The following is a 21,550-nucleotide window of genomic DNA, read 5'->3' as shown; positions in this document are numbered from 1 at the left end:
GATAATCCACACCGCGCGCTACAATTTTTCAGTTATTCGCGAGCACGGAGCCCTCTACTGCCGTGTGATGCGAGGAACATGTGGGTTTCGGATTCCGTGCCCCACACAGAAGATGAAAACCACACCCCTAGTTATACAAGGAGAGCCATCTTGGCAACCAAGATTCGTCTGAAGCGCATGGGTAAGAAGTTCTACGCGTTCTACCGCGTGGTCATCATGGATTCGCGCACCAAGCGCGACGGCCGTGCCATCGAAGAAATCGGCATCTATAACCCGAACACCCAGCCTTCGACCATCGAAATCAATTCCGAGCGCGCTCAGTACTGGCTCGGCGTTGGCGCTCAGCCGACCGAGCAGGTGCTGAACCTGCTGAAGATCACCGGCGATTGGCAGAAGTTCAAGGGCATCGAAGGCGCTGAAGGCACCCTGAAGACCGTTCAGGCTGGCCCGGATGCCGCTGCCCGCGTGGAAGCCGCTGAAGCTCAGGCTCAGAAGCTGAAGGCCGCTAAGTCCGAAGCTGAAGCCAAGGCCAAGGCTGAAGCCGAAGCCGCCGCCGCTGCCGAAGAAGAAGCTCCGGCTGAAGAGCCGGCTGCTGAGGAAGCTGAGTGATCATGCTCGCCCAGGCTGTGGAACATCTGATCAGGAACATCGTCGATTTTCCTGATGATGTCTCTGTCAAATCCCATGAGAACGCACACGGCGAATTGATTCGCGTGCGCGTGAACCCTGAGGATATCGGCCGTGTCATCGGACGCGGCGGTCGCACGGCGAATGCGATTCGTACCGTGGTGCAGGCTTTGGCCGACCACAAGGTGCGCGTCGACATCATGGATGTGCGCAGGTGAGATCCTAGCGTGGTGCGTGAAATGCATTCCGACGACCCTCAACAGCGTGAGCTGCTGAGGGTCTGTCGTATCGGCCGCGCTCAGGGCCTCAAGGGTGAGGTGACTGTGCAGATCTTTACGGACGATCCGGATTATCGGTTCGCTCCCGGTGCTGTGTTGTACACGAAAGACGGTTCCGAAGAATATGTTGTGGAGCATTCCCGCACGTTCAAGAATCGTTGGATCATCAAGTTCGAGGGAATTGATAACAGGGATGCTTCCGAAGCCGCCAACGGCACGGTGTTGTATGGCGAAGCGGATGATCCTGAAGAGATGCTTGAGGCTGACGAATGGTATCCGAAGGACCTGATCGGTCTTGAGGCACGCCTTGCCGAAGGCAATGGCCTAGGCCTTGAGGCCGGCCGTGTGATTGGCAAGGTCGTGGACGTGATGGATGTGGCCCAGTGGCTGCTGAAGATCCGCCTTGCCGAGCCCGTTCGCGGCGAGGACGGCGAAGTGTTGGAGAACAGCGCGCTGATTCCCTTCGTCGAAGAACTGGTTCCGGACATCAACTTGGAGGAAGGTTATCTGACGATAAATCCGCCAGGCGGCCTTATCCCCGGCCTATAAATCGTAATCAACACCTATATCGGGCGCTCTTCCCGCAAGAGCGCCCTTTTTCATGCCCTTCCCCTCTCCGCCGCCAATCCCCCATCGCACACATTCGAATGGCGACGCCACCGTTAAGCCACGCAACTGTCCACGTGGGCGGATTGATTCTTGGGACGTTTGTGTAAGGTGGACCGTATGAAGATCGATATCGTCTCCGTATTCCCTGAATACTTCGAAGTGCTGAATCTGAGCCTGCTCGGCAAGGCGCAGGCCAAGGGCTTAGTGGAAGTGCATGCTCACAATCTGCGCGATTGGACGCATGACGTGCATCATTCGGTGGATGACACCCCTGTTGGCGGCGGCGCCGGCATGGTGATGAAGCCGGAAGTATGGGCGGAATGCCTTGATGATTTGCTGGGATTGCAGCCTGCGACAATGCCGGCAGACAATGCTGCGGATGATGCCGCTGCCGGTGATTCCGCTTTGCAAAGTACCGTTGCCTGTGACACACGAGATGACGCTGCCGCGTGTGATGCCGATGATGATTCGCGGGATAGCTCTGCTTCGTCGGCTGATGTCAACGCCTCGAACGCCGCTGATTTGGCGGGCCGTCCTGTGCTGATTTTCCCGAATCCTTCCGCACCGCTGTTTACCCAGCAGGATGCGACGGAGCTGAGCCACGCAGGCCATCTGCTGTTCGGCTGCGGCCGCTACGAGGGCTATGATGCGCGTATTCCGCAGTATTACCGTGCGCAAGGTGTGGAAGTTCGCGAATATTCGATTGGCGATTACGTGTTAAATGGCGGTGAAGTCGCCACCAGTGTGATGTTGGAAGCGATTACGCGTCTGATTCCGGGATTCATGGGCAATCCCGATTCGATTGTCGAGGAATCCTATACGGGCGGCAACGCGCTGCTGGAACACTATCAATACACGAAGCCTGCTGAATGGCGTGGCATTCGTGTTCCTGACATTCTGCTGTCCGGCGATCACGCGAAAGTCGACCGTTTCCGCCGCGACGAGGCTTTGGCGAAAACCGCCGGACTACGTCCCGATCTGATCGAGCGATTGGACTGTCGCGAACTCGACAAGGCCGATCGTAAAACCCTGATGGCATTGGGCTGGGAAGTTTCCGGCGAACATCCTCGCAAGCTCAAGTAATCCTCACACCATCGATTCGGTACAGCCACAAGGCTGTACCACAAATTAGCCGGACAGGCCTCAAGGTCCTCTGAATCGTCATATCAGTACTGATATGACGATTTTGAGGACGGACTGGGGCGTGGGTGGACTGAAGGTGCAGAGGATTGACGTTTAAAGGGCAGGCTCGATGTAGTAGACAGCGGTTTCGCCATAGTCGCGATGTTCAGTGATGGACCATCCGGAAGGCGCGGTAGGAGCTTCCGAGCGAATGGAGCGTTCCAGCATGATCATCGTGCGCTCATCCGTCATGTCGCCCGCCGCCAAGTCAGCAAGCAACTGATTACATGCCTCCGTTTCGAATGCGTACGGAGGATCGATGAAAATCATGCCAAACGGCGCTTCAGCGATACCGGCGGCGAACTTCTCCGCCTTCGCCTTCACTACGCGCGCCGACATGTCGACTTCCCATGCACGATGATGCTTTAACGCCGTCAATGTTTTCGCGATCAAGGCTGCAGCCGGTGCCGAAGCCTCCACCGCAACCAATTCGCGAGCGCCGCGGCTCAATGCTTCGATGCCAAGCGCTCCCGTGCCGGCGAACAGATCCAGCACCCGCGCGTCATCCAACACCCCCCACGCGTCGAGACGCGAGAAAATCGCCTCCTTGGTGCGGTCGGTCGTCGGTCTCGTGCTGGATTTCGGCGTGGTCAGTGCCACACCTTTGAATCGTCCTGAAATAACGCGCATGCCTTTACGATAGCAATCCGCATACCATTTTCGAACGCGCTACCGCTACGGCGGATGCCATGAGATTCCTGTTCTCCCGACCATCTTCGACCGCAATCGCTTATACCCCGCACCTTGCGGGTAAAAATCCCTGTGCCGGCGGGCGCAGCCGGATCCGGCGCGTCGGTTCCCCCGTGCGAATTCGGGCCGCTTAATCCTTCCTTCGGATTGGGACGACCCAGCCGACGAGGTGTACGACCATGCGTGACGTGCACGTGTTCGATGTGTGGCTGACGTAGGCCGAGTTCCCGGACCACCCCGGCGTCGGCAAGACCCGTCCGGTCGTGGTCTCCGAGGTGTCCGGCGACGGCGTGTACGGCATCGTGCTGAAGGTCACCGGCAACGTGACATGACCGGCCCGGCGACGTGCCGTTGCTGGACTGGCGCGAAGCCGGCCTGCTCAAGCCTTCCCTGGTCCGATGCTCGCAGCGCTTCGAATTCAGGCGCGAGGACCTGTACCGCCGTTTCGGCAGGCTCTCGCTCCGTGACGCCGCCAACGTGGCGATCGGCTTGGAATCGCGGACGTCGCGGATCCGGATGACGAACGGGAGTGAATCGACTCCCGTCATGCGCGATTTGGCGGGCGCCCATGTCCCGCGCAGCATTGCTTTCGCCGCAGCGCCGCGGCGATACCCGATCCGGCCGATGACGACGTCGACCGGCTAAAGGAACACCGCCGGACGCCAGCCCTGCACACCGGAGGCGCGCATGCCATAGGAGCTGATCCGAAAAGCGCGGAGCCGGAGATTTCGGCATGATCCAAAACCCATGTGGATGGCGCATGCCGCAAGGACGGACGCATCCATATAGGAGACCAGCGCCCGCCGTGCGACGGCCGCTCACGCGCAGAACGGGGAACCCGCCGGCCCGCACGAGCATTACCCGCGGCGTTTCGTCAAGGTTCACCGACCATTGCCGGATGGCCACCATCGTTCCTTCCCTTACCGCCATGGGGCGATGCACGTCTCATATACGCACATATAGGGTACGATGAGGAAAGGGCGGCGGGGATTCGACGGGTCGCGTGGACGCGACACAAGTCCGGGAGCGGAACCGCTAATCGGCCTATGAACATCCAACGACATCGGCCATGGACCGGGATGCATCCCGTCCGGCGGATCCTGATCACATTCCAAACGGATGCCGGTCCAAGGCCGATAAGAGGTACCGTTTCAATGGCGGGACGAAGATCGGAGAGGCCGTCAACCAGGCCGCAGGCGGACTGCCGGACAGGCAAAGACCGAGGACGGATACGCCGCCCGATTCCAAGAGACGGAGGACGCAAATGGACGGTTCGTTGTGGCGTATCGGCAATTACAGGAACTGGTTCGTCTCCGACACCGCGGAGGCCCTTGCGAAAAGCATGAGGGCCTTCGCGATTCCCCTGATCGCATTCGAGATATCACGGTCGGAAAGCGTCGCCGGCGTTCTTACCGCAATCGAATCCACGCTGGTCATGGCGCTCACCCCGATAGGCGGCGGCCTCGTCGATATGCTGGACAGGAAGAAGATGATGCGTCTGCTCGGCTTCGCGGGCTTCGCCCTGTCGCTGGCGACGGCCCTCATGCTTTGGCTGGGACCGGACATCGCGGCCCTCTGCGTCCTGATCGTCCTGTTCGGAGTGGTCACGGGCCTGCTCGGAGGCTCCAACGATGCCATACTCAAGTCGCTGATCCCCGAAACATTGTTTCCGGGCGCCCAGGCGGTGAGGGAAAGCCGCGAGGCGGCGCTCGACCTTTTCCGGGGGACTGGTGAGCGGTCTGCTGTACAGCCTGTCGAGCGCCGCGATCTTCGTGGCGTCCTCCCTCTCGTATCTGACAAGCGCCGTTGCCGCGACGTCCATCCGCGCCCCCTCCCCGCATCGCCCGGACGACGCATCCGACCGGAACGGACCCCGCGCAAACCCGCTGCCGGCCTTCGCGAGGCATCTGCACGAAGGCTGGCGCTGGTGCTCCCGCAGGCCGACTTTCCTGGCGGCCATGCTGGTCGGGGCGTTCGTGAACGTCTCCTTCGTCATGCTGGTGACCGGCTCCCAAATCATGCTGGCGGCGTCGGGAACCAGTTCGGTGCTGATCGGCCTGATCAGCACCGGCATGGGCGTCAGCGCGCTGATCGGCTCGCTGCTGGCCATCCGGCTGGTCAACCGGGTCCGCACGGGACTGCTGATCGTTCTTTGCCTGGCGTTCATAACGGCGTGCTTCGTCCCGCTGCTGTTCCGCGGCTCGTTCCCGTGCATATTGGCGATGACGTCGTTGGTCGGGCTGCCCGTGCCGGCGTTGAACGCCGCGCTGTACGGCTTCCTGTTCGGCAAGACCCCGGAGGACATGCAGGGAGGGGCCTCGGCGGTGTTCGAGACATCGGTCGGTCTCGCAAGCGCGGTGACCCCGGCCTTCGTCGGACCGATGCTTCAGCTGGACAACGGCTTCACGCTCGTCATCGCATCGGCCGTCGTCTTCTCGGCCCTTGGCGTTCTCACCGCCCTATGCTCCAGAATCAAGGACATCCCGCGCATCACTATGTGGGACATGGTAACGCTATAGAAAGCGAGCCGACCAACCCCGGCCCGGACGGCCGCCCGCAACGGGGGTCCGGGCCTGATGCCGATTCAGGTCGGGTCATCTTCTCTGATACGTACCCCGACTTCCGCGCATCGTGTTTAGCCGGCTAGTCGTTGTGCGTATTCCTTTGGGGGATCTCTATCCCAGCCGGGCCTGTCCACAGCGTTACATACACGCTAATTACTGGTCAGGAATGTCTCATTGCCGCGCGTGAAGTCCAATACCGCGCCTGCCAGCTGGACCTCGCCTGACAACGCCACGTCATCGGCGAGCAAACGCTGCGCGTCGGAACGCGCCTGTTCGATCAGCTTCACGTCCTTGACCACGCGCAGGAGCTTCAAGCTTGATTTGCCGCCAGACTGCGCGTCGCCCAGCACATCGCCGGCACCACGGAATTCCAAATCGGCCTGCGCGATCTGTGCACCGTCCAACGTGCCCTCGATCACAACAAGCCTTTGCGCTGCCGGCGTTCCCGCCGCCGCACGCGACACCAGGAACGCCCACGAATGTGTGCCGCCGCGGCCAACGCGGCCACGCAACTGGTGCAGCTGCGACAGTCCATATCGGTCCGCATCGAAAATCACGATGCAACTGGCCTGCGGCACATCCACGCCGACCTCGATCACTGTCGTCGCCACCAGAATCGGCGTCGTGCCATCCGCAAAGCTCGCCATCACACTACGCTTCGTCTCATCATCATCACGCCCCGTCAACGTCGCGAACGAGATACCCGCGAATTGCGGCAGCGCGGCCAAACGCTCCGCAATCTCCTTCACCGAATGCAAAGGCGGCCGTTGGGCGCGCTGCTCGTCGGATTCACCCAAATCGTAGGCGTCATCAAAATGATGGCCATCGACGATGCCATCGGCCGCGTCGTCATCCGCCGGCGTATCATCATCGGCGTCGATGCGCGGGCACACCACGTAAGCACGCTCCCCCGCGTCGATGCGCGCGCGAATATGTGCGAACATGCTGCCCATCGTATGGCCGTTCGACTCCGGAATGACGAACGTGCGAATCGGCTTGCGCCCGCCCGGAAGCTCGGTCAGCCAGGAAATGTCCAGATCACCGAACCATGTCATAGCAGCTGTGCGCGGAATCGGGGTCGCCGTCATCACCAGCAGATGCGGCGTTTGCTGCGCCTTGTTCTGCAACGATTCGCGTTGCTCCACGCCGAAACGATGCTGTTCGTCGATCACCACTAACGCTAGGTTCGGCGCTTGGAACGTCTTTGAAAACGCTGCATGCGTGGCGACGACGATACACGGCTCGCCACTGGACGCCGTGGCCAGTGCGCGACGTCGCGCCGCCAATTTCATGCCGCCCGTCAGCAGAACGACGGGGATATCGGCGGCTCCGTCAACTCCGTCGACCATGCGGCGAATCATCTCATAATGCTGTTCCGCCAGCACTTGTGTCGGCGCGACCAGCACCGACTGCCGCCCGGAACTGACCGCCTGCAGCATGGCGGCCACCGCAACCACAGTTTTACCGGAACCGACCTCGCCTTGCAACAATCGTTGCATCGGGTAGTCACGCGACATATCACCACTGATGGCAGTGATAACATCATGCTGCCCCTGCGTCAATTCGAATGGCAGCGATCCGATGAACGCGTCACGCAATGCAATATCGGCGCACGGCTCGGCCGCGGATTCGCGCGCATGCTGACGCGACTGCAACAGCGATGTCTGGCAGATCAGCGCCTCCTCGTAACGCAGCGTGCGGATGGCGGCGTCAAAACCGCGGCGATTCGCCGGATCATGAATATTGGCGAACGCTTCCGCGCGATGTATCAGACCGTTTTGCGCGCGGATTTTTTCGGGAATAATATCAGGAATTGCAGCACGTAGCGATTCCGCCAACGCAACGCGATCGCGCTGTGGGACAGCGAATTCGTCGTATGGCGTCATGTGATTATTCGCAGGATTGTTTTCAGGCTTACGCGGGCTCGCCGCAGCGACATCCGCACTATTACCAGTTTTGTCGCGCAGCATATCCATACATTGCAGGATGGAATCATGAATATGCTCGCTGGAAATACGCGATGTCGCATGATAGACGGGACGCGGCCTGCACACGCAGGCCAGCGCTTCCGCCATAGTGCCGGCGTCATATTTGAGACCGGTTGGCGATGTCGCCGCCGTAGGGTGCAACGTTTGCAGCGACGCGCGATACGGCCTTTGCTGCGATTGTGATTGTGAGGCCGGGGATTGCGCCGAGTTCGCAGCATCGTCAAATGACATCGCAAACGTTGCGTCGGCATTCACCATTGGCGCGATCGTCAGCAGATCGGGATGCGTGAATTGCAGACGATTGTTGTACACACTTGGCTCGCCCGCAACAACAATTTGCGAGCCTTCATGCAAACGCATCGCAACCCAGTCAATATAGGATTTCTTATACGAGAAAAACACAAGTGAGGCAACGGAGCCGGGCATGCTGTGCGACGATGCGAATTCGGAATCATCCACCAAAGCTTCCAGGCGAAAGCCGCGACGGGCCATGGGAGAGACGCGCAAACCGCGTACTTGTGCGGCGAACGCCATTTTTTCGCCGATTTTCGCTTCATGCAACGAACGAAGCGGGACGGGATCGGTGACGCGAAAAGGATAATATGTCAACGCATCGTTGATGGACACGATTCCCAGACTTTTGAGCGCGCTGACACGTCTTTTGTTCGTCATCACCGACGCGATGGGTGTGTTCAGATTGGCGCTGCTCATAATCCCCCATTGTTGCCGAATTGCCGGACTTCACACGCAGATGCCCTGCTTCTGCACCATCTTGCGGTCACAATTGCTGGAGAAAACACAACCCATCAGCAAAAGTGACCGAAACAATGCCCCAAAACGGTCACATCTGCTGGTGAAGGTCGTTCGTATCAGCACAAGTGACCGTTCTAGGCCTACTTTTCGGCCACACTTGCTGATGGGCTGCGCGGCCGTCAGCACAAATGACCGCAAAGCCGCCCGGAACAACGACAAGAATCAGCCGCCTAAAGCAAAACCGGAGCCGCCTAAAGCAAAACCCCGGAAGTCATCGGACTACCCGGGGCTTTAAGCTGCTATCTCGCATTTGTTCACGCGGCCACGCGCTGAACCTTGCCAGCCTTGAGGCACTTGGCGCACACGCGGACGCGGACGTTTTCACCGTCGACCGTGGTGCGAACCGGCTGCAGGTTCGGGCGGAAGGTGCGCTTATTGCGAATATGAGAGTGCGAGACGGTGAAACCGGTCTGCGGTCCCTTGCCGCACACTGCGCAACGAGCTGCCATAATGGACTCCCTACAATTACTACTGACTTGCAAGTCTGTGTATCACCTGTACGAATCAAGCATGCAATCAACGCACATGCGAACACACAACTTCACTAATATACAACCTGGTCTGACATTTTGCAAAACACGCATAAATCTTCACGAGTGGCATACAACCGACTCCAGCAAACGTTCATAAAATCATTGTAAATAATACAAAAATGTTGGACTAGCAAGGAGGCGTCAACGATGATCAGCTCACGATTCAGCAACCGACAGGCGAAATCCACCAAGCCAACGGTCATTTCACTAGGTCAAGTCTGGGTTGATATCATGATGGGAGTGGACGATTTTCCCAGTTCTGGCCAATTCGCAGTTGCCAAGAAGACTTCCCCCGCCGTCGGCGGCAGTTATCGTATTCTGCAAGCATCCAGCCGTATGGGAGCGCATACCCAGCATGCCGGCATCATCGGCAACGGTTTATGGGCCGAAGTGATTCGCGACGCTTTCCGAGAGGACGACATCGAACATATCGGGCCTGACCGCATCGACGCGGATTCCGGGTTCCGACTGGTTTTCAACGACGGCAATCACAAAACTTTCATCGCCAACTATGGTGCGGAGACGCAAGGCAACGCTTCGATTTTCAAAAGCATCCCTCTGGAAGACGCCGACGTCGTACATATCAGCGGCAATTCGTTGATGGATCACACGGCAGCTGGCGTCGATGAATTCGTCTGTCGTGCCGGCACAAACCCAGATAATCGACCGTACCATCTCATCATCAATCCAACGAACACGCTTCAACTGGTCAATGACCACCTGCTGGAAGATCTTGTTTTGGCACGCCCAATCTGGTCATGCAACCGGCAGGAAGCCATGACCTTGGCGAATCGTCTCGGTGTCTACGTCGACGACTCTTTAACGCTCAAAGTCAACGGTGGTTTCGACGACTTCATGGCCGCATTGTGCGAAGCACTCGGCTCCACACTGAGAGCCCCGATGATCGTTCGTGCAGGCTCGCGCGGAGCATGGGTGCGCACGCCAGGCGGCGAAGTCGTCCATGTGGAAGGTTTCCCCACCAAATCCACACACACACGGTCCGCCGGCACCTGCCATACAGGAGCGATGTGCGCGCTGCTGGCTGAAGGATGGTCGCTAGTCGACGCCGTCCGCATCGCCAACGCCGCCGCATCATTGGCGATTCAAAACAATATCGACGGTGTTCCGAATTGCCCGTCCTACGCACAAGCCATGGAATTGGTGAACGCCGCCGACGCGTAATCGCCGTCGAAGGAGCGCAACGATTCAGCAACGATCAAGCTTCGGCCGCCAATCAACAACGCCACGCAGCATCTTCCAAGTCGGCGCCGCCATACGTCATCGTCACGCGACAATGTCATATGGCGGCGCCGCTGTCATGCCAGACGCAATATCACAGCGTCCCAATACGACATCACTTCGTAAAAATCACAAGCACAATCGCAACATCACACATCACCGACCATCACATCATCATTGCCCTCGACCAAACCGCCTTCGCGTCACATCACAATTCACCCATCATTCATATTCGTCAGGCGGCTTTTTCAATCAATGCGCATAGGATTAGGGGAACAAAAATAGTCAGGAGTTTCCATGTCTGAACACAACAACGCTTCGCGCGCAAGACTTGACACTGCCAACGAGGCGCTCAACACAGCTTCCGCCATCAAAGGTCAGGACGCACCCGAAGCCCTCGCCGACGGCAATTTTCCAATCGAACCAGTCGGCAAACTGACGCCCCGCGAAAAGAAGTGGATCGTCTACGATGTCGGCAATTCGGCGTTTGTGCTGCTGTCGACCGCAATCATCCCGATTTATGCGAATTCGCTGCTGACCGCTGCCGGCGAAGACAATATCGTGTCGACATGGGGGTATGCGCAAACGATTGCATCGCTGGTGATCGCCGTGCTGATGCCGATTCTTGGATCCATCGCCGATATTCAGGGCATGAAAATCAAGTTTTTCATCGGATTCTTTTTGACTGGCGTCGTCGCATGCTGCGCGATGGCGTTGCCGTTGGCATGGCTGCCGTTTTTGATTTTGTGCGTGCTTGCGACGATCGGCCTGAACGGATCGTTGACTTTTTACGATTCAATGCTGATTGACACCACGTCGAATGAGCGTATGGATAAGGTGTCGTCACACGGCTATGGATGGGGATATGTCGGATCGACGATTCCTTTTATTGTGTGCATCGCCGTGATTTTCGGCGGGCCCGCCCTGCTGGGATTGGATACGGCGACCTGCACGCGCATTTCCTTCCTGATCACCGCCGTCTGGTGGGTGGTGTTTACCGTGCCGCTGCTTAGCAGCTACCGGCAAGTGCATTACCGCACCACCGCCGACCATGCGGGCGAAGCGATCCGCGGCACATTCCGCGAACTGGCGTCGACCTTCCGCGAAATCCGCGCCAATAAGCCGCTGTGGATGTTCATGGTCGCGTTCTTCTTCTATATCGACGCCGTCAATACGGTGATTTCGATGAGCACATCGTACGGCACGCAGTTGGGCATTGATTCGACGCAGCTGGTGATCGCGCTGCTGGTCACGCAGTTCGTGGCGTTCCCGTGCGCGATTCTATACGGCCGCCTGGCGGGGCGTTACGGCGCGAAGCCGATGATCGTGATCGCCGTCGTGGCGTATTTGTGCATCGTGTTCTTCGCCGCGTTCTTCCTGCATGACGCTGTGGGATTTTGGATTCTCGCCATTCTGGTCGGCATGTTCCAAGGCGGCATTCAGGCGCTGTCCCGCTCGTATTACGGCAAGATCATTCCGAAGGATCACGCCAACGAGTATTACGGCTTCTACGATATCTTCGGCAAAACCGCGTCGATCATCGGTACCTTCCTTGTGGCCACGACCACGTCGCTGACCGGCAACGCGTCCATCGGCGTGCTGTCGATCGCACTGCTGCTGGCGGTTGCGCTGGTGTTCCTTGTAGCACAGAAGGATCCGACGCGAAAGTAAGGCAGTTTGCCGGCCGCGGGGTGCTGAGGCACCGCCCCGCCGGGACGCGCCGCTGAGATGTCGCCAAAAGACCACTGAGATGCTAAGGCGGCACCAGGAGTCTCAGAGTGACGCTGTGCTGCCGCCAAAATGACGCCGCACTGCTGCAGCCGGTCACATTTGCTGGCAGAAACCGTTTCCTCCTGTAGATGTGACCGTTTCAGCCCCCATTTTCGGTCACATTTGCAGGCGGAAGTCATCAACTTCAGCAAATGTGACTGCAATGCATTCAAAAACCCACACACATATCAACGTGGCATGTTGAATTTGATCAACATGCCACGCGGCGTATCCTGGATCTGATTATTCGCAAAAAGGGGAAGCCATGGAACGCCGTACTTCAGAGAATGCCGACAACGATGCCGCAGCCAGCAACACCGCCAGCAATGCCGCAATCAGTAGCGACAACGGCAGTGGCAACAGCAACAACAACGGTAACAGTAACGGCACCGCAAGCAACAGTGACAGCAGTGCCCCAATCATTGATGTTGTAGGCGCAGCAATCGTACGCAATAACACCATACTGTGTGCACAACGCGGCGACGGCAAAACATTGGCGGGATACTGGGAATTCCCAGGTGGCAAAATCGAAGCCGGCGAAACCCCACAGGAAGCGCTGCGCCGCGAAATCAAGGAAGAGCTGCTTTGCGACATCGACGTTTTCAAGCAGATCTGCACATCCGAACAAACATATGATTTCGGCACGGTACGCCTCACCATTTTCATTTGCCGCCTCGTCGCGGGCGAGCCGCATCGCACTGAGCATCGTCGTATGGAATGGGTCGCGTCGGATGAGATGCCGTCATTGGATTGGGCGCCGGCTGATGCCGAAGCCGTTCGCAGAATTTCCGTCATGAAATTTGATTACTGAATCTGATTACACAGAAATATCATGAACGATTTTGCAGATGATTACATGACTAGCTCCCTGATTGAGGATTCCCCCGTCAGCCAAACGTCGCCTGTTTTGGAGGATCTGGTATCCGGCCTCATCCAGTCCAAAGACACCGCTTCCGGGCATTACGGGCCGAAGCTGATTTCCAACAGGCCTGGCAATACTATGGGTGAGGCTTTAAGCGAAGAACTTTCCCAAAGCGACGCTTTCGATATATCAGTGGCATTCGTGTCGGCCGAAGCGGTCCGAAGCTTGTTTGAAGATTTCCGTGAGGCAGCCAGCAGAATATCGTCAGCGTCAAACGGCGCGGCACAAAACCACACCACATCACAACAGAACATTCCCGCACAAAGCGACGCAACAGTCACACGTTCCAGCCGCCTTATCACATCAACCAAAAACTATTTCAACCGACCTTCCGCCTTCTGGGATCTGCTGCGATTGAAGGACGTCACCAATATCGACGTACGCATTTGGGATGGCCGCAATCGCGATAGCAATAACGGCAACGTCAACATCAACGGCTTCGCCAATAATGAAAATGCCTGTAATCGCAACGGTGCCGCCAATGTCGGCGCTAACGACGCCACCAGTACCTCCGCGGGTCAACCATTCCACCCGAAAGGCTATATCTTCACGCGTCATATGGATGACGGCAGCCCGTATTACAACGTGTACGTCGGCAGTTCGAATCTGACGCAATATGCGCTCGAAAGGCAACGCGAGTGGAATCTGAAGTTATCGTCGCTGGCCGACGGCGATCTGATCGACCAATTCCGACGTGAATTGGATGCGCAGATCAGCGAATCCGTGCCGCTTACCGAGGATTGGATCCGCCAATACGAAGAGGATTTTAAAAAGTACGCGCCGCCGCGCAGGGAAATATTGAAATCAAGCGAATACAACATAACCGCGATCACGCCGAATGCGATGCAGCGCGAAGCATTGATGAACCTTGCGGAACTGCGCGAAGCCGGCGAACGCCGCGCAATCATTATTTCCGCCACCGGCACAGGCAAAACGTATCTTTCCGCTTTTGACGTACAGACGGTCAAGCCGCGCCGCATGCTGTATGTTGCGGGCCGCCAAGAGATTTTACGCAACGCAATGAAGTCGTATCAGAAGGTGTTGCATTGTTCGGATGACGAGCTTGGACTGCTTTCCGGCGGCAGCAGGCAGTCCGACCGCAAATACGTGTTCGCCACCGCGCAGTCGCTGAGCCGTCCGGAAGTGCTGAATACGTTCGCGTCAGACGAGTTTGATTACATTTTGATTGATGAGGCGCATCATGTTGGTGCCGCCAGTTATAAGTCCATTATCGATCATTTTGATGGCGCTGATTTCATGCTCGGCATGACGGCAACACCGGAGCGCACTGATGGCGTAAACATTTTTGAATGGTTCGACCATAACATTGCGTACGAGATTCGCCTGCAGAAGGCGCTTGACGAGGATATGCTGTGCCCGTTCCACTATTACGGGGTCGCGGAATATTTGGGGTCGCCGGATGATGGCGAGGCCGTGAGCGGTAATATTGTCGATAACGGCAACGATATCAGCGCGCGGCGCATCACCGTTTCACAGGATATGAGCGACGACGCGTCCGTACAGTTGAATTATGAGATTCAGCAGTTGGCGTCCGCCGACCGCGTGCAATACATTATCGATATTTTGCAGCAATATGCGCCGTATCATCAGCAAATCACCGGCCTGGTGTTCTGCAGTTCAATCGAAGAGGCGCAAGCGCTGTCCGACTTGTTCAATCAGCATTACAATCAGCAGGCGGAACGGCTGTATCGCACGATGGCGGTTACCGGCAAAACATCTGAAACCATACGCGAATCCGCGATTCGCCGTCTCGAAGCGGACGAGCATGATGAAGATTCGCTTGATTACATTTTCACGGTGGACTTGTTCAATGAAGGCATTGACATTCCGTCAGTGAATCAGATTGTGATGCTGCGCAATACGCAGTCCAGTATTGTATTCACGCAACAGCTGGGTCGAGGCCTACGCAAATTCCCGCATAAAGACAGTGTCATCGTCATCGATTTCATCGGCAACTACGCCAATAATTTCCTGATTCCAGTGGCGCTGTACGGCAATACCGGCGACCGCGATATCGCGCGCAAAAATCTGCAACGCCGTTCCATCGGCCTGTCGTCAATCAGTTTCGACGCCATTTCTCGCGAGCGCGTGCTCGCGTCATTGGATGCCGCCGACTGGTCTGATATGAATCGTCTCACCGAGCAGTATCGTCAATTGAAATACCAGCTTGGTCGCATTCCGCTTCTGATGGATGTGTATGCGCATGACGCGTCGCTACCGTATACGATGGCCGCAAAATCCGGCAGCTACTATTCCTTCGTGCGATCCCGTGAACGCAAAATGTTGAGAAAATCGTCTTCTAAGGTGGCGGCTTCCAAAACACAACCTGCAATCGCAGCATCCTCCGGCACTGATATCAGCAATCACATATTGTCATCGCAGTCATTCGACGCAATTACCGACGTCGAAAACAGCATTTTGAAAATGGCGACCGAACTGCTGCTACCAGGACTGCGCCCGCACGAACTGCTGATTTTGCAGCGACTGTGCGGCCTGCCAGCGGTCACCGGCGTGCTTCCTGAGGATCGCCGCACCGGTATGCAGTGGAATGCGGCGTCTTCGTGGGTGGCGCCCGCGCCTGCGAGCAGGCATGAGATTGCCGCTTTGATTGCGTCGCAGTTTCCGAATGCCGACCTGACTGATGCGCAGTTGGACTCCGCGCTGCGCGTGCTTGATTATTCGTATTTCACTGCGACGAATGCAAAGCGTTTCGGTGGGACGCCACTGATTACCGTGAATGATTCGACAGTGCGACTCAGTGATGTTTTTGCCGCGATGCTGGCCGGCAGTCAGACTTTCCGCGCGTTCTTCGCGGATACTGTGCGCACCGGCCTGCTCAATTGCCGCGACCTGTATGCTTCCACGCAGGCCAGGCAGCGCGGTTTCGACCATGGTTTCTTGTATGAGCAGAAGTATTCGCTGGCTGATGTGATGCGACTGCTTGGCTGGCAGGATGAGATGAACGGCCAGAATGTCGGCGGATATTTCATGCATCGGAATACCCATACGATGCCGATTTTCGTGAAATATGCGACCAGTCAATATGAGGATCAGTTCCTCGGCCCGCAGGAAATGCGATATTTCAGCAAGAACGGCCGTTCTTTGGTGTCGCCGGAATTCCTATGGCTGACCGATGGGCTTGGCTCCGCCGACTGGGCTACCTCCCATTTCGTGCCGCTGTTTGTGATGCGCAAAGAGGAGGCGAAAGAGGCGCGCTACTACTATGTCGGCCATGTTGCGTCTGTGTCGCAGCTGCAAGAGACCACTAAGCCCGATGCGGCCGGGGAGAAAACCGTAAAAGTGGTCGTTTCCAATCTGCGACTGGCCCAACCGCTTGATCCGGAGCTGTATCGCCACCTCACCGGCCACGCAACGGCATAGTGCTGCCATCTCGACTACGTGCGACTAAAAACACAGATAGCAACAAAGCCCATACTCGAAAAGTGTTATTTCGAAGGCGATTCATGAAACTTTTCAAGTACGAGCTTCGTAATCATCCGTGTTTTTAGTCGCAAAATAAGTCAGCGACTGCCCTTGCTGCGAATATCTGCGGCGCTCACCACATCAGCCGATGACAGAGTCTTTCAGCAAACTATCTACGAGGAAATATGCGACCTGCTGCGAACGCTCCCGGATGAACTTATTCACCGTTTCGCAATCCGACAATCCGACAGCAGTAATGGATTGTTGGCGCGAAGGCTCTGTCGTGCAGTCGTGGATGCTGGATCTGCTGTCTCGCGCATTCCGCAACGACCCGACGTGTCTTCGATGCCGCCGGTCGTCAATGAATCCGGCGAAGCCAAGTGGATGATCGAAGCTATTCCGGAATTGGGCGTACCCACGCCGGCAACGGCTACGGCTGTATTCACGCCAATCGTCGCGCGGCGACGGCGCCGGCATCCTACGCGCCGTCTCCACCATGCGCGCACAGTCCGGCGGCCATGTCACACGTGCCGATGCCATCGCCACGCACCGGTATTCCGCCATTCTGGAATCCGGCACAATCATAGGCCGAAAATCACGAATCAGTAGAAATGATTCATTGATACTGACATGCGTCATCTGCCATTTCGTTATTTCAATATTTGATGATTCGCCGTTTTCCGGCTTTCTACTTCCGCTTCCCTTTCAAATACACCGTTGGCCGGCCTCTCATGCGGAAGGCCGGCCAACAGCTTCTATACGACGCCAATGCCTGGCGTAACGGTCTTATATCCCATACACTTCACGCGCGAAACGCTCCAGCACCGGGATGGAACGCTTCACCTTTTCGGTGTCGATGCAGTACGCCATGCGGAAGTATCCGGGCACGCCGAAGCTGTCGGATGGCACGAGGATCAGGTCGTATTCCTTGGCTTTCATGCAGAATGCGTTCGCGTCCTCTTCGAGCGCCTTCGGGAAAATGTAGAACGTGCCGCCGGGGCGTACCACGTCGAAGCCAATCGAGGTCAGTGCGTCGTACAGCAGGTTCATATTCGTTTCATATACGCTCAGATCGCTGGTTTCGTCGATGATTTTCGCAACGGCCAGCTGCACGCTGGATGCCGGGCAGTTGTGGCCGGTTCCGCGGCTGATCTGCCCGCACATGGGCACGATCAGGTCGGCGTCGGTTGCGCGCGGGTTCACCGCAAGATAGCCGATTCGCTCGCCTGGCAGCGACAGCGACTTGGAGAACGAGTAGCAGGAGATGGTGTTGTCGTAGAAGCGACTCGGATACGGCTGCTCTTTGCCGTCGAATACGATTTCGCGATACGGTTCGTCGCTGATCAGGAAAATGTCGTGACCGTATTCGGCCTGCTTCGCGCGCAGCAGTCCGGCCATGCGCTCAAGTGTTTCCGCAGAATATACGGCGCCCGAAGGATTGTTCGGCGTGTTGATGAGCACGGCCTGCACGTTCGGATTCATCGCCGCTTCGAATGCGGCGAAGTTGATTTGGAAGCTGTCGGTGTCGGCGGGGATGACGGTCAGATGAGCGCCGGTACCGCCTACATACAGCTGATATTCCGGGAAATACGGTGCGAAAGTGATTACTTCGTCGCCGGGCTTGGTGACGGCGCGCAATGCGTGCGCGAGCGCACCAGCAGCGCCGGATGCAGGGAAGATGTGGGCCGCGGTGTAGTCCATGCCGAAGCGTCGGTTGAGGCTTGTAGCAATGTCTTCGCGTACGGAGGTGATGCCGAGCGACGGGCTGTAGCCGTGCAGCGCGACGGGTTCGTCGTTGCGATACAGGTCGATCATGGTTTCGGTGAAGTCGGCCGGGCAGGGCACACTCGGATTGCCGAGGGAGTAGTCGAAAACGTTGTCGTATCCGATTTGCGCGCCGCGCGCGGTTGCGTATTCGCTAAGTTCACGGATGACGGATTTGCCGCCGAGCATGGCCTTGTATGTTTCGTTGATCATGGGTACCTCCTTGTCGCATCATACCGCCATAAGCGTCTGCATCGTCTGGTTTGCGCGCATTGCCGGAATCGCCGCTTCCGCCGTGTCTCACCTCACCTCGCAGCATCCCACCCCGCAACATCCTGCCTCGCCCCACCGCAGCACAGCCGCGACGCATCACGCAAGTACGCCCGTACCGTCACCGTCTCCCAATTCATCTCCCAGCATTACACGCCCCGCATCGCAAACCCTTTACCATTGATATAGGAGATGACTAGGGGGCTGCGATGACAAATATTACGGATTACACGCTGGCGCATCGTCATTCGTTTGACAGCGATCCGTTTAATGCAGTTGACGCGCTGGTGTTGTCGTCGTTGGCATATCAGAAGATGCCCGATATTGTTCCAACGTTGGAAACGTCACATACGACATATGGCTCCTTTGCAAGCCGTCTTCGCGCTTTTGACATCCGCAAGCCGCTGCAATCCGCGCAATCGCTGTTTCGCGCTCCGTTTTCCAGCGTGACGTTGGCGGATGTCGCTGACGCATTGAAGCCTGAGGATTTTGATATGCGCACGGGCCACGCCGGCTTGTTGGATCCGAAATTGACGGAGGGCTTGTACGAGGCGATTCGCAATAATCCCCGTTTTGCGACGATTCGTGTGGATGGTTATAAGGATCGGTTCAGCAGTGAACAGCAGACGCAGTTTGCGGCGTTGACGATGCGTCTTCCTGATGATTCGCTGGCGATTGTGTTTCGTGGCACTGATGATTCGTTTGTCGGCTGGAAGGAGGATTTCAATATGGCCTTCCAGTATCCGGTGCCGGCGCAGCATGAGGCGTCGGAATATATGCGCGCCGTCGCGGGATTATGGCGCGGACCGATTCGGGTGATGGGCCATTCGAAGGGCGGTAATTTGGCCGTGTATGCCGCGTTGAACGCGCCGGATGATGTGCGTAAGCGCGTTGTGAAGGTGTATTCGTTGGATGGCCCCGGCTTTCCGGCATCGGTTGTGAATAGTGAGCAGTATCGGTCGGTGATGCCGCTGATTGAAAAGATCGTGCCGGATTCGTCGATTGTTGGCATGGTGTTGCAGACGCCGGAGCCGTGCCGCGTGGTGGTGTCGGACGAGACGGGCCCGATGCAGCATTTGGCGTTTTCCTGGCAGACGAAAGGCAATGATTTCGTGTATTTGCCGTCTGTTTCGCCGTCGTCGCAGTTGTTCAACGAATCGTTGAACAACTGGCTGGCGACGATGAGCACGGAACAGCGTGAACGTGCCGTTGACGCGCTGTTTGAGATTTTGCATTCCAGCAATGCCGACAGCATTACGGAATTGATGAGTATGGGCTGGAAGGCTTTGCCGAATATGATTGGCACATTCGTTGGACTTTCTGATGAGGATCGCAAATATTTGATTGAGGCTGCTACCCTACTGTTCAACGCTTCTCTTGCCCGCCGCCGTAATGCCGAATGATTCGCTAACAGAGTTATCCACAGTATCGATACTGTCTGCGATATCAGTATTTTCGACGATATCCACATCGTTGGCTGCATCACTGCCGACGGCTTTGCGTACGCTTGCGGGCAACGCTTTGAGCACGCCGAAAATCAGTTCGCGAGTATGTTTGTCAGTGTTGCGTGCCGCCGCGATGATTTTCGGCACGGCCTCACGCTTATGCGCGCCGATCGCAGCGAAATCGCCGTAGCCGCTTGCCGCAAAAATATCGTAAATCTGATTGAAGGCCGCGGCACGTGCGGATTCCGGCACGGATTCCATCCACGAGCTCATGGTGCGCTGCACCAATTTTGCAGTCGAAGACAATCCGGCCACATGATTGAAGTCCCCGTCGGCAACCTGCCAAGATGCGCCGACATGCTGCAACAGACCCGGCCCTTTCGCCGCAACAACCCTATAGTCCTCAGCCGCTTCCAACAGCATGCCGACTATCGAGCTTTCCGGCACTGTTTTATCAATACGATGCATCACCGAACGGTAGGCCACCGTGTCCACCATCGCAGCGGGCAATCCGGGGCCATCATGCGTGAAAATGCGCGTAATCCTGTTGTTTCGTCCCACCGCTTCCGTCATCACCGTAGGCAGCAGACCAAAATCATGCGCATGCTCGCAAGCATCATCAATATCAGACTGCGCAATGCGCATCGCCGCATACACGGCCAGATTGCCGCCTTTCGAATGGCCTCCAACCATCACCGACGGTGCTCCCGATCCAAGGAATCCTTCCGAACGGACAATCACCGAATGCAAATATTCGGCGGCAGCGCTTTGCGACGGCACCGGGCATTGCACCGCCATGTTGAAATCCTCTTTCCACCCGACCAGCGTGTCGTCCGTGCCACGGAACGCCACATACAGCAATGTCGAAATGCCCTCGCAATCACTCACATCAAACGTCATCGCGGCAAACTGCTGCTCGCGTTCAAAATCAAGACGCTCACAGTATTCGCCGACACGCAACCCACGAAAACGCGGCGATTCGCAAACGGCTCGCAGCAGATCACGGCGGAAATCGTTCGTCGACTGCGAAAATGCGTTGAACATCGTCGCATAATCCTCGGCACGCAGCATGCGCGTCAGCGGCGCCGTCGCCACCGACTTCGCAGCGTCAAAACGCGGGGCCGTCTGAGGCAGGCGAATATACGACAATTCCGAAAGCACCAGCGAATCCACGGCATTGAACGGCAGCTCGGCGAACGTACGGAATTCCTGGCACGCATAATCGAGGATATTTCCCATATCTCCACTCTACTTCCACGCTGTGTCTATGCCATGCCTTGTAAACTACAAAGCAGGCAAGCGGCGCATTATGCAGTATCGCGGGGAACGCGCACACCGTAAACGCGATGGCGCAGTACGGCGCGAAAACGAATAAACGCAGACGCAAGCCACACAACGAAAGGCATACCTGT

The 21,550-nt window shown here is 57.1% G+C and carries 16 protein-coding genes and 2 pseudogenes; 13 read left to right on the top strand and 5 right to left on the bottom strand.

Going from position 1 to position 21,550, the window contains the following annotated elements; translation table 11 throughout:
* Positions 1-150 precede the first annotated feature (150 nt).
* From rpsP to trmD, 4 genes are all read left to right on the top strand, one after another.
* Positions 151-609, top strand: coding sequence for a 30S ribosomal protein S16 (gene rpsP / locus AC1AWD_RS00260; protein ID WP_476563092.1), 459 nt, complete (start codon positions 151-153; stop codon positions 607-609).
* 2 nt (positions 610-611) lie between these two features.
* Positions 612-845, top strand: a complete 234-nt coding sequence (locus tag AC1AWD_RS00255) for an RNA-binding protein (protein WP_476564490.1) — start codon at positions 612-614, stop codon at positions 843-845.
* A 21-nt stretch (positions 846-866) separates the two neighbouring features.
* The gene (gene rimM, locus AC1AWD_RS00250) at positions 867-1,454 is read left to right on the top strand and encodes a ribosome maturation factor RimM (protein ID WP_476564488.1); all 588 of its coding nucleotides are present in this window, start codon (positions 867-869) and stop codon (positions 1,452-1,454) included.
* A 177-nt stretch (positions 1,455-1,631) separates the two neighbouring features.
* Positions 1,632-2,597, top strand: coding sequence for a tRNA (guanosine(37)-N1)-methyltransferase TrmD (gene trmD, locus AC1AWD_RS00245; protein WP_476563091.1), 966 nt, complete (start codon positions 1,632-1,634; stop codon positions 2,595-2,597).
* Between the two features lie 153 nt (positions 2,598-2,750).
* Here the strand turns inward: trmD and rsmD are convergent, their stop codons facing one another.
* The gene (rsmD, locus tag AC1AWD_RS00240; protein WP_476563090.1) at positions 2,751-3,326 is read right to left on the bottom strand and encodes a 16S rRNA (guanine(966)-N(2))-methyltransferase RsmD; all 576 of its coding nucleotides are present in this window, start codon (positions 3,324-3,326) and stop codon (positions 2,751-2,753) included.
* Between the two features lie 405 nt (positions 3,327-3,731).
* Between rsmD and AC1AWD_RS00235 the strand changes: the two genes are divergently transcribed.
* The 3 genes and pseudogenes from AC1AWD_RS00235 to AC1AWD_RS00225 all read left to right on the top strand — a co-directional run bounded on the left by AC1AWD_RS00235 (position 3,732) and on the right by AC1AWD_RS00225 (position 5,905).
* The gene (locus AC1AWD_RS00235) at positions 3,732-4,031 is read left to right on the top strand and encodes a hypothetical protein (protein ID WP_476563089.1); all 300 of its coding nucleotides are present in this window, start codon (positions 3,732-3,734) and stop codon (positions 4,029-4,031) included.
* A gap of 424 nt (positions 4,032-4,455) precedes the next feature.
* Positions 4,456-5,013 (top strand): annotated as a pseudogene (locus AC1AWD_RS00230) (hypothetical protein); the annotation flags it as partial.
* Between the two features lie 103 nt (positions 5,014-5,116).
* Entirely contained in the window at positions 5,117-5,905 is a 789-nt protein-coding gene (locus AC1AWD_RS00225; RefSeq protein WP_476563088.1) for an MFS transporter, read from the top strand.
* Between the two features lie 194 nt (positions 5,906-6,099).
* Here AC1AWD_RS00225 and AC1AWD_RS00220 read toward each other — a convergent pair whose 3' ends face one another.
* Positions 6,100-8,649 carry an ATP-dependent DNA helicase RecG gene (locus tag AC1AWD_RS00220; RefSeq protein WP_476563087.1) on the bottom strand — a complete coding sequence of 850 codons (2,550 nt, stop codon included), beginning with the start codon at positions 8,647-8,649 and terminating at the stop codon, positions 6,100-6,102.
* Between the two features lie 356 nt (positions 8,650-9,005).
* Positions 9,006-9,200 carry a 50S ribosomal protein L28 gene (rpmB, locus tag AC1AWD_RS00215; RefSeq protein ID WP_476508702.1) on the bottom strand — a complete coding sequence of 65 codons (195 nt, stop codon included), beginning with the start codon at positions 9,198-9,200 and terminating at the stop codon, positions 9,006-9,008.
* A 231-nt stretch (positions 9,201-9,431) separates the two neighbouring features.
* On the opposite strand from rpmB, the gene AC1AWD_RS00210 reads away from it, so the two are divergent.
* The 5 genes and pseudogenes from AC1AWD_RS00210 to AC1AWD_RS00190 form a co-directional block, all read left to right on the top strand.
* Complete coding sequence (locus tag AC1AWD_RS00210; protein ID WP_476563085.1) at positions 9,432-10,466, top strand: PfkB family carbohydrate kinase; 1,035 nt, start codon at positions 9,432-9,434, stop codon at positions 10,464-10,466.
* A 354-nt stretch (positions 10,467-10,820) separates the two neighbouring features.
* Positions 10,821-12,194 carry an MFS transporter gene (locus tag AC1AWD_RS00205; protein ID WP_476563083.1) on the top strand — a complete coding sequence of 458 codons (1,374 nt, stop codon included), beginning with the start codon at positions 10,821-10,823 and terminating at the stop codon, positions 12,192-12,194.
* A gap of 517 nt (positions 12,195-12,711) precedes the next feature.
* Positions 12,712-13,104: a (deoxy)nucleoside triphosphate pyrophosphohydrolase gene (locus AC1AWD_RS00200; RefSeq protein ID WP_476564486.1), complete on the top strand. Its 393-nt coding sequence runs from the start codon at positions 12,712-12,714 to the stop codon at positions 13,102-13,104.
* Positions 13,105-13,125: 21 nt separating this feature from the next.
* Positions 13,126-16,617: a DUF3427 domain-containing protein gene (locus AC1AWD_RS00195; RefSeq protein ID WP_476563081.1), complete on the top strand. Its 3,492-nt coding sequence runs from the start codon at positions 13,126-13,128 to the stop codon at positions 16,615-16,617.
* Positions 16,618-16,897: 280 nt separating this feature from the next.
* Positions 16,898-17,188, top strand: a pseudogene (locus AC1AWD_RS00190) (6-phosphogluconate dehydrogenase); the annotation flags it as partial.
* A 257-nt stretch (positions 17,189-17,445) separates the two neighbouring features.
* Here the strand turns inward: AC1AWD_RS00190 and AC1AWD_RS00185 are convergent.
* Positions 17,446-18,636, bottom strand: coding sequence for a pyridoxal phosphate-dependent aminotransferase (locus AC1AWD_RS00185; RefSeq protein ID WP_476563079.1), 1,191 nt, complete (start codon positions 18,634-18,636; stop codon positions 17,446-17,448).
* Between the two features lie 266 nt (positions 18,637-18,902).
* On the opposite strand from AC1AWD_RS00185, the gene AC1AWD_RS00180 reads away from it, so the two are divergent.
* Positions 18,903-20,096: a DUF2974 domain-containing protein gene (locus AC1AWD_RS00180; RefSeq protein WP_476563078.1), complete on the top strand. Its 1,194-nt coding sequence runs from the start codon at positions 18,903-18,905 to the stop codon at positions 20,094-20,096.
* Here the strand turns inward: AC1AWD_RS00180 and AC1AWD_RS00175 are convergent.
* Positions 20,052-21,377 (bottom strand): Mbeg1-like protein, encoded by a 1,326-nt coding sequence (locus AC1AWD_RS00175; protein WP_476563076.1) that lies wholly within the window; start codon positions 21,375-21,377, stop codon positions 20,052-20,054. The genes AC1AWD_RS00180 and AC1AWD_RS00175 overlap by 45 nt on opposite strands.
* Positions 21,378-21,550: the final 173 nt, after the last annotated feature.

The organism is Bifidobacterium sp. LH_512, assembly GCF_056356435.1.
This window is presented reverse-complemented; position numbering and strand designations above follow the sequence as displayed.